Below are 9,661 nucleotides of genomic sequence, written 5' to 3'. Positions count from 1 at the left end.
TGCTGCATTAAATATTTTTCATTCATGGTACATATAATTTCATGTTATAAAATTTGCCGGTGAAGAATCACCGGCAACAACTAAACGACTGCTTACGCAAATTAAAAACAGAATTTGAAATGGGGGGTATATAATTCAATTAAATTTAGAACCAATAAATAATTATTGTTGTGTTTTCAAAGCATTTAGCATTCCCGTATAGGCAGGTTTTTTGCCAAAATTTGCATTGAATAACAATGGATAATCCACTTTATTTTGTGTTGTTACAATCCAGCTTTCAGGATCATCTACACCCCATACAGTAATGCCATACCGTTGTGCTTTTGGGATATATTTTAAATAAGAATTCACAACATAATTATACATATCAGCCTGATATCCATAAAACAATTGATTAGGTGTAAACCCGGTTTTATCGTTAGGATTAATTCTTATATCCAATTCTGAAATACGAATTAATAAACCCGTTGCTGCCAATTTTTGGAACATTGCATCAATGCCTGCATAAGTTATATTCCATGCAATATGCATTTGGGTACCAATACCATCCACTTTTGCCCCATTGGCCTTCAAGAATTTTACATAAGAAATTAATGAATCAAGTTTAACAGAATTGGATTCTAAACTATAATCATTGATAAACAACAAAGCATCAGGATCGGCAGCTTGTGCATATTGAAATGCATGTAACGCATAAGTATTACCCATATAATTCGACCATACCAAAACATCCGAGCCTGTTGTAGTGGTATTACTATTATTGCGCAGGGTACCATTATCAGCAAATAATTCATTAATTACGTCCCACGCTTTAACTACGCCTTTATAACGTGTTACGGTGTTTGTTATGAAATTATACAAGGCAGAATCTAATTTTACTGCAATTTGTGAACCAGATGGGGCTGTAACGACCTGTTTTACACTTGCATCATCTATATAATAAGTATTTGCCGCCTGACCCATGTCAAACAAAATACGTGTTTGCGTAGAATTTGCAGTAATTGTCCAAGTAACTAACTGCCAACTAGTACCGATGTTTTGATCGGCCTGATATTGTGCAGAACCACCCCCACTAGTTTGAGTTGACAAACGAATAGAACCTCCTGTTGAGGCCGCATAAACCCAATAAGAAATGGTATATTGTTGCCCAACTACAGTATTAAACAAATCGCTAGCGACTTGAACTTTCCATTGACTACCTGGATTTGCAACTGGATTAACTACCATCATTGCCCTGGTACCGCTATGTACCTGACTAGGTGTTGTAGTAACCGAAATTGTTGCACCATTAGCAGCATTATAAGTACTCCAATTACTAAAAGTAGTAGCAGCTCCTAATTCAAATCCGGGGTTAGCTAATAGTTCAGTAGCTGCAGGAATTGTAATACCGGCATAATTTTTCAAATAAGTAGCATTTTGATTTTGATGCCATCCTAATGTGTGCCCATATATTTGTAAGCCTGCACTTACACATTTATTAACCAATGCATCGGTATTGGTGTAATTTAGGCTACCATCATTTTGTACAATAGCACCATGTTTCATTTGGTAAGTAAAAGTTACGCTTGTGGCTTCACGAGCTACAGTACCTGAATAAACTGGATTGTTCATCATAGGTGCATAATCAATAGCTAAGCCAAAAGGAAAGCCATCGGCAGTTGCTGCATCTTTTATGTAGGTTGAAGTATCAGTATAATTACCCGTATTCATGATACCAACCTCCATTTTTTTACACCCAACTAAAGCTGTATAGCAACTTAATGGAGCAAGTAAATAAACAAATATTTTTTTCATAAATAATTTTTAATATTTATTAATTAATAACCCGGATTTTGATATTGCGCTCTATTATTGTCGGCAGTGGCATTTAACTGACTTTGCGGAATAGGTCTTAGTGAATGGAAAGGTTGAATTTTAGCAGCACCATCAGGATTGTATAATTTTACTCTTTCAATTAATTTTCCACGCATTGCTAAATCGGGCCAACGTAAACTTTCACCACACAGCTCACGGGTACGTTCATCTAAAATAAAATCAAGAGTAACTTGTGATGCATCGATATCCATTGCTGCAACTCGAGTCGCCAAATCAGAAGCAGATAAACCCGGACGATAAGCAGCTCTTTCTCTAATTACATTTAACAAAGTAACGGCTTGATTAACATTTCCTATTTGAAAGGCTGCTTCTGCTGCCAATAAATACATTTCAGATAATTTAGCTACAGGGAAAGGTCTTCCTCCCTGATCATTAGCTTGCTGCTTTTTGCCATCTTCATATTTACTTAAGGAGGGATAAATATTTTGTATGGTTGTTCCACCAATTATATAAAACTCCCTTGGCGCAATAACTCTGTAAGACTTTGGAATTGCATTCATTGAGTCAGCCATGGCATTTGTATATGCTAATACTATAGCGGTATCACCCACATTAAATCCGCCCCCTGACTGTGATGCCAACCAAACGGTTCTAAAACTACCATCATAACGACTATCATTGTATTTATCCGCAAATGCAATGTTATACAACCATGCGGTTGGGCAAAATCTTCTAATTGGTCTGCCATATAATTGTGTTCTTGTAGCACAAGGAGAAGTTGAAGAACTAGCAGTTGGTGCTTTAACAGTAGTATAATCTGGAGTGAAATCATTGCTAGCATCAACACCTTTACCTCCCCCAATACCAGATGGATTACCTACTTCATTGTCATTATTATCTCCTGGAATTCTTTCTACAGAATATAAAATTTCAGGGTTGTATTCATTACCTTGCTTATTTACATCTGCAAAATTTTGTAACAATGAAGTACCATATTTAGCCTGATTATTAATCACTTCCATTGCTGCATTGTAAGCATTTTGAAAATCGGAACTTTGCTTGGCAGCAGAATATCCCCGAAAAATATAAGTACGGGCTAACATTAAATAGGCTGCAGCTTTTGATAAAACAAAAGCATTGGCAGGACGTTGATCAGGCAAATATTGTGTTGCATAAGTAAAATCATTAATCATTGCCTGATAATTTTTAACCAGTAAATCAGAGGTAGGCAAACGATTAAACCCTTGATAAGGCTTTGAATTAAAATGCAAATCGCCCGAACCCAAATCAAGAGGCACTGCACCAAATTGCTCAACTAATAATAAATAGTATAATCCTCTAAAAAACCGAGCTTGCGCAACAATAGTATTGCGTAATGTAGTGTCCATATTTACATTTGGTGCGAAATCAACTACTGCATTTGCTAAATTAATGTTAGAATAATTTCTATTCCAAGGCGTTAAAATAGCACCATTAGAAGCATCTAAAGTATAATTACCTAAAGTTAAATAATCGGCGGTTCCACCTGCACCTGTACGAGGTTGATCTGCATAAGTCCATTCATCTGTTCCATCGCAAGTAATACCCACTGCACCTTCAGGACCATAATTAAACCGCATCCCTGAATATAAGGCATTTACAGCACTTTGTAAGCCGGTTGGAGATTTAAAATAATCTACAGTAAATACAGTATAGGGATGTTCTTGTAATTTTTTATTACAGCCACTACTTATTAATACCAGAAATAAAGCTACTGAAGCAAAATATAATTTATTTGAAATTTTCATACATTAAGTTTTAAATATTAAAAACTAATATTAGCACCAACAATAAAATTTCTTGGCAATGGACTACTTGCACTTATTGTTACCATTCCATTACTACCACTTCTTAAGTTACCTGGGTTCCCAACACCTGCATTACCTACATTTGTTCCAATGGGATTGATACCAGTTTGATTTTTATAAGGAGAAAACAAAAATGCTACATTATCAACTGTAAAGTAAAAACGAATGGATTGTGCATATACTTTCTTCAACATAGATTCACCAACAGTATATCCTAAATTTATGCTACGAATTTGAACAAATGAAGCGTTGTAATAACCCAAAGTTGTCCAAGCTGTGCTAATTGGACTAATTGAAGTAGAAGGTTCAGGAAACCAATTAGTAGGATTATTGGGCGTCCAATAATCTACTTTAATACCATTTCTTTTACCATCCATTACAGTTAGGTAGGATGCAACTGGTTGATGAATCTGACTTACTAATAATCCACCAAAACGCGCATAAGCAACTACTGACAAATCAAAGTTTCGATAAACAAATCTGTTTGTCATTCCACCTTGCAATTTAGCATCGCCATTACCAATTACATACCTATCATTATTAGGATCAATAACACCATCAGGTTTGCCACTGGGTCCGCTATGATCTTCTAATTTAATTTGTCCGGGAACACTTCCATATTGAGCAGCTTTTGCTGCTTCATTTTTTTGCCAAATTCCTAATTTCTTGTAATCATATATTGCAGTCATTGAGTACCCAACAAACAACTGGTTAGCAATATCCTGTTGAATACCACTACTTAAACTCAACAACTTATTTTTATTGAAAAATAAATTAAATTCTGTTGACCAACTAAACCCATGATGATTTTGAATATTTAATGAAGAAATTGAAAGCTCCATACCTTTATTTTCCATGGCTCCTACATTGGTTGTATAATTACCAGAAACGCCTGAGGTTGGTGGTAATACAACACTGTAAAGTATTTTATCAGTATGTTGATGGTAATATTCTAGTGAACCTGAAATTCTATTCTTCAAAATACTAAAGTCAACCCCTATGTTAACTGTTTTGGTATACTCCCAATCCAGATTAGGATTTGGCAAGGCAGATACGTTATATCCCGTAACAACTGTTGGTCCATAATTATACCGAATTACATTTCCAGGGGCAGTTAACCCATTATTGTTGGAAACTAAACCTAAAGATGAATAAGGATTAATAGACTGATTAGAAGTTTGTCCAAAGCCAGCTCTTAATTTTAAACTATTGAAATTGTTAGATAAAAATTTGCTATTTCTAAAGAATTGCTCATTATTTAAATTCCAACCCGCTGATACAGCGGGATATTGGTGCCATTTGTGACCATTAGCTAATCTTGAGGAACCATCAATTCTGCCTGTTAAAGTTAGCAAATACTTATTATCATAATTGTAATTTAAACGCCCCATATAGGAAATTAATGCCCATGATTGTTCACCACCACCAACAACAGGAGTAGGTGTTGGATTAGATAATCCTAATGCATAAAATTGGGAAAAGTTATCTGTAATAGAATCCTTACTTACTGAAGTATTATGCGTATGGTATTCCTGAATACTATATAAACCGGTAAAATTAAAACGATGCTTTTTGATGGCTTTGTCATAAATTAATAAGTTTTCTACTGTATATCCCCAGGCTTCAGCATTGTTTACATAAGCGGTATTTCCTTTTTGTACCCTAAAGTAACTTGGATTAGTTGGCAAATCAGAGGCCTGAAACTGATCATCCTCTTCTTGAGTATAGTTCAACCCAATATTAGCCCTATACTTTAATCCTTTTAAAATTTCAATTTCAGCATATAAGCTATTAAAAGTTCTCAATCTTCTTACCCTATCAACCCAATTATTGTTATTGTGTTTCAATAATAATGGACTGTATTGAATTTGATTGTCATCATTATCACCATTAGGTGCTTTAATGATATTACCCGCACTGTCATAGGCAGGCATTAAAGGACTTAATGCCAAAATTGGAAACATTGCATTTACAAATTGAGAACCATTGGTTATTCCAACGGTATTCATCGTATTTAAACCAACTTTAATTCTATTACCTATTTTACTATCAATAGTTGCACGAACAGAATAACGAGTAAAATCCTGTCCGGGTAATAATGAAGTTTCATTATAATATCCACCACCCAAAGAAAAGGTGCTACCGTTAGAAGTACCTCCTGAAACAGTTATGTTTTGATCTGTTTTATGCGAATTACTATACATTAAATTCTGCCAATCGGTAGATTTTCCAGCAGCAATTGAAGCAAGTTCCAATGGCATATATCCTTGATTCCATGGGGAAATATTACGCATGGCTTGGTATTCGGCTGCATTAAACACAGGATATTTATTGGATACTGTTCCTATACCATAGTAACCGCTATAGGATATACGAGTGGCACCGGCTTTGCCTCTTTTTGTTGTAACTAGCAATACTCCATTAGCCCCTCGTGAACCATAAATAGCAGTTGCTGAAGCATCTTTCAAAATTTCTACTGAAGCAACATCATCAGGATTAATATCGTTTAAGTTCCCATCATAAGGAATACCATCCAATACTAGTAAGGGTTCATTAGATCCACTAATAGAACGTGTACCACGGATACGAATTTGCGCACCTGAACCCGGCGTTGTACCAACAGTTTGAATTTCCAGACCTGCTGCTTTTCCCTGTAAAGCCTGTTGCATATTCGCAACAGGAACATCACGGAGTGCTTGTTCATTAACTGAAGATACTGATCCGGTAACATCACGCTTACGCTGTGTGCCATAACCAACTACTATAACTTGGTCTAAATCATTATTTGCCGTTTGTAATTGTATTGAAACATTATTCGTTTTGGCATTTATGGAAACATATTTCTTTTGATATCCTACATAAGAAATCACTAGCACACATTTTTCAGGTACACTAAGCGTAAAAGCACCCGCTTCATTCGTTGTTGTGCCAATATTATTTCCCTGTACACTTACTGACGCACCGGCAACAGGTTCATTTTTTTCATTAACAATTACACCTTTTACAACCTTTCGTTGTTGAGTGGATTGTGAAATAGATTTTTGAGAGGAAATTAGAATTAAAATAATTGTAACCATTAGTACACCTAATGCATAAAAGACTTTCCAATAATCCTTTTTGGGCAATACAAGGGCATACGAAAAATTAATTTTTTTCATAAATATTTTTTTTGTAATGTTTTTTTTCTAAAGATTCTTAACTTATATCGGAACGATAAGGTTAAGTGCTATTTGTATAACTTATCATAGGGCAATGCAGTTAGTTTATTTGTTAGGATTATTTTGATGTAACAGTAATCATTGCAGGTTTCGATGCACCTAGTTCAACACTTCTTTTATCAGGTAATGATCCTCCAACATAAATATTGATTTTTCCTTTGGGTAAATAACTTTCACCCTTATCATTCACCAATTGCAACATATCGGGAGTTATTGTAAAAGAAACTGTTGAAGTACCTTGAGCAGGTATTGCCACTTTTTTAAATGCTTTTAAAGCATATATAGGAGCATTTGCCGGCGCATTCTCATGCTGTACATACAATTGCACCGCTTCTAATCCATCATATTTTCCATTATTATTAATGGTAACTGCACAAGTAATACTATCCCCATTTTTAATAATCGATTTTGAAACTACAGGATTAGAATATGAATAGGTATTATAACTTAAGCCAAATCCAAAAGGATACATAGGAGTAGCTTTCATAAATCGATACGTTCTTCCCTGCATATTATAATCTTCATAAGGAGGAAGTTGGTCGTATGACATTGGAAAGGTTACTGGTAATTTACCGGAAGGATTAGCTTTTCCAAAAACAATATCAGCAGCAGCATTACCTCCTTCTTCACCGGGATACCAAACTAACAATACAGCATCAGCCAATTCGTGAACTTCTAATAAATTCATTGGACTTCCACCCGTAATAATGGCTATGATTGGTTTTTTATTCCCTTCACGTAATTTTTTTAAAAAATCTATTTGATTTTGAGGAATGTTATAATTCAATCTATCGCCATAGGTTGTTGAGGCAATTGATTCCCCCTCCTCACCTTCTAACAATCCAGACAAACCTAATACAGCTATAGTTACATCAGAATTTTTTGCATCACCTGAAGTCCAATCAATAGGATTGGCATCAGGTCTATCTAACAAGCTACCCATTTTGTATTGCAATTGACTACCGGGAGCAATATGCCCGGCAAATCCTTCCAAAAAAGTAACCAATCGGTTATTTACTCCATAATAATTGCCCAATAGAACATCAACATTAGATGCATTAGGACCAGTAATGAAATATCGAGGTAAATTATTTTTTAAAGGTAATACACCATTATTTTTTAATAAAACAGCCGACTGAATAGCTACTTCTTTCGCCAATGCTCTGTGCTCAGGTGAATTAATAACTGATTCAGGAATTTGATTATACGGATTAGCATTGACGTTATCAAACATGCCTAATTTAAATCGGGTAGTTAATAATACAGACAAAGCACTATCAATAGTTTTTTCAGTAATTAGGTTTTGTTTTACAGCATCTATTAAAGCGGTATATTCTACACCACAATCTAAACTTACCCCCTTTTTAACAGAAAGCGCCGCTGCTTCAGCAGCAGTGTTTACATAATGATGTCCATCATAAATATCGCCTATGGCACCACAATCAGACACTACATGTCCTTTAAAATGCCATTCATTTCTTAATATATCATCTAACAAAAAAGTATTGGCACAACAAGGTTCACCATTGGTACTGTTATAAGCACACATCACTGCTTCTACATGAGCATCATTCACCAAAGCCTTAAAAGCTGGCAAATAAGTTTCACGTAAATCTTTAATTGAAGCTACTGCATTGAAAGAATGACGCAAACGTTCAGGGCCACTATGTACCGCAAAATGCTTTGCACAAGCTGCTACTTTTAAATACTTGGGATCATCTCCTTGTAAGCCCTTAACGAATGCAACTCCCATTGTTTTAGTGAGTGTAGGATCTTCACCATAAGTTTCTTGGCCACGTCCCCAACGAGGATCACGAAAAATATTAATATTCGGAGTCCAAAATGTAAGTCCACCATATTGTTCATAAATCCCTCTTTTTACAGCAGCATTATACATAGCTCTTGCCTCATCGGATATAGCAGAAGCCTCAACAAACGCAAGGCTGTCATTAAAAGTTGCAGCCATGCCAATTGCCTGAGGAAAAACTGTAGCTAAGCCTGACCGAGCCACTCCATGCAAGGCCTCATTCCACCAATTATATGCAGGAATATTCAGCCTGGGTATAGCTGGACTGCTATTCATCATTTGTTGCACTTTTTCTTGCAAAGTCAATCTGCTCACCAAATCATGTACACGAGTTGAAATAGGCAAACGAGCATTTAAATAGTCGGGGGTTTGAGCTAATACTTTATTAACCGAAAAGTGCAGAAACAACAAACAGAAAATATAAAAAACTTTTTTCATAAAGCAAGCATTTTGGGTATTTAAGCAGCGTAAAATTGATATTTACGTAATTAAAAAGCAATCGTTAACAAAACGAATATAGAAAAGAATTTTAAAAATGCAACCGATTGCAAAAAATTTTTCAAAAAAAATACAATTACCTTGTTCAAAAGTTATAACATTGTTTGTATGAAGCAGGATAAAGAAGTTACCATATATGATATTGCGGACTATTTAAACATTTCAGCAGCAACGGTTAGTCGCGGCTTGAAAGACCATCCTACTATTAATAAGAAAACAAAAAAGAAAATACTAGAAGCAGCCCAAAAATTAGGTTATAGAAGTAACGCATTTGCCAGCAATTTGCGAACCAAACAAAGTAAAACTATTGGAGTTATTGTACCTCGGCTAAATAGCTATTTCATGTCAACAGTTATTGCGGGTATTGAAAGCATTGCTAATGAAGAAGGATACCAACTCATCATCAGTCAATCACAAGAGGATGAACAAAAGGAAGCAGCTAACGCAATAACATTATTTAACAGCAGAGTAGATGG

The 9,661-nt window shown here is 35.3% G+C and carries 5 protein-coding genes; 1 reads left to right on the top strand and 4 read right to left on the bottom strand.

Annotated elements, in window-relative coordinates; translation table 11 throughout:
* Nucleotides 1-162: 162 nt before the first annotated feature.
* The 4 genes from ACP5P5_RS13105 to ACP5P5_RS13090 form a co-directional block, all read right to left on the bottom strand.
* Nucleotides 163-1,794 carry an endo-1,4-beta-xylanase gene (locus ACP5P5_RS13105; RefSeq protein WP_428286563.1) on the bottom strand — a complete coding sequence of 544 codons (1,632 nt, stop codon included), beginning with the start codon at nucleotides 1,792-1,794 and terminating at the stop codon, nucleotides 163-165.
* Nucleotides 1,795-1,817: 23 nt separating this feature from the next.
* Complete coding sequence (locus tag ACP5P5_RS13100) at nucleotides 1,818-3,602, bottom strand: RagB/SusD family nutrient uptake outer membrane protein (protein ID WP_428286562.1); 1,785 nt, start codon at nucleotides 3,600-3,602, stop codon at nucleotides 1,818-1,820.
* 17 nt (nucleotides 3,603-3,619) lie between these two features.
* Nucleotides 3,620-6,820 (bottom strand): SusC/RagA family TonB-linked outer membrane protein, encoded by a 3,201-nt coding sequence (locus ACP5P5_RS13095; protein ID WP_428286561.1) that lies wholly within the window; start codon nucleotides 6,818-6,820, stop codon nucleotides 3,620-3,622.
* A 118-nt stretch (nucleotides 6,821-6,938) separates the two neighbouring features.
* Nucleotides 6,939-9,125, bottom strand: a complete 2,187-nt coding sequence (locus tag ACP5P5_RS13090) for a glycoside hydrolase family 3 N-terminal domain-containing protein (RefSeq protein ID WP_428286560.1) — start codon at nucleotides 9,123-9,125, stop codon at nucleotides 6,939-6,941.
* Between the two features lie 168 nt (nucleotides 9,126-9,293).
* Here ACP5P5_RS13090 and ACP5P5_RS13085 point away from each other — a divergent pair.
* Nucleotides 9,294-9,661: LacI family DNA-binding transcriptional regulator (locus ACP5P5_RS13085; protein ID WP_428286559.1), on the top strand; the 368-nt coding region annotated here is incomplete at its 3' end.

The sequence above is a fragment of the Hydrotalea sp. genome, from assembly GCF_049968455.1.
Taxonomy (GTDB): domain Bacteria; phylum Bacteroidota; class Bacteroidia; order Chitinophagales; family Chitinophagaceae; genus Hydrotalea.
The sequence above is the reverse complement of the archived record's forward strand: the minus strand, read 5'-3'. Positions and strand labels throughout refer to the sequence as shown.

Bases quoted from the DNA above. Each gene is read 5' to 3' on its own strand.
- ACP5P5_RS13105 (WP_428286563.1), bottom strand. From the start codon at position 1,794: ATGAAAAAAATATTTGTTTATTTACTTGCTCCATTAAGTTGCTATACA.
- ACP5P5_RS13100 (WP_428286562.1), bottom strand. From the start codon at position 3,602: ATGAAAATTTCAAATAAATTATATTTTGCTTCAGTAGCTTTATTTCTG.
- ACP5P5_RS13095 (WP_428286561.1), bottom strand. From the start codon at position 6,820: ATGAAAAAAATTAATTTTTCGTATGCCCTTGTATTGCCCAAAAAGGAT.
- ACP5P5_RS13090 (WP_428286560.1), bottom strand. From the start codon at position 9,125: ATGAAAAAAGTTTTTTATATTTTCTGTTTGTTGTTTCTGCACTTTTCG.